The 573-nt window shown below is 56.4% G+C and carries 1 protein-coding gene; it reads left to right on the top strand.

What is annotated here, in order from left to right:
- Positions 1–573: AI-2E family transporter (locus AC1DS5_RS25370; protein ID WP_477721006.1), on the top strand; the 573-nt coding region annotated here is incomplete at both ends.

The raw sequence follows: 573 nt of genomic DNA, 5'->3' as shown, positions 1-573 counted from the left end.
TGGACCGCCTCAGCTTTTCTGCCGGCCCTGATATGGGCCACCATTCTCGCAGTTGCCCTGTGGCCGCTGTACCTTAAGTTTGCGGGGCGCTTTTCGTCAGATCATTCAAGTCTGGCAGCGTTCATCTTCACCGCAATCGTGGCTTTGGTGCTGTTCACCCCACTGTCACTTGCCATCTATCAAATCGCGCAGCAAGGCGACGTTCTTGTGAGGTGGCTAAAGCAAGCCCGCGAGAGCGGTGTTGAGGTGCCGGATTGGGTCGCGCGTCTACCGCTCGTTGCGGAAACTCTGCAAACTTGGTGGCGCGCCAACCTTTCGGATCCAAAAGCTGCAGCGGCATGGCTTCAAACTGCTAACGCGGATAATGCGTCGGAGTTGTTTAAAACATTCGGCTCACAGCTGCTTCATCGTCTTTTTCTGTTGCTGTTCTCGCTTCTGACCTTGTATTTCCTCCTCCGTAATGGTCGCGCTGTCACGAGCCGTTTCCTCGAGACGTGCGACCGCCTTATCGGCGATCCAGGAGAGGGACTCGTCGAGAAAATGGTCGAAGCGACGCGCGGCACGGTCAACGGT

This window comes from Polaromonas sp. P4_H1 (assembly GCF_056400945.1).
This window is presented reverse-complemented; position numbering and strand designations above follow the sequence as displayed.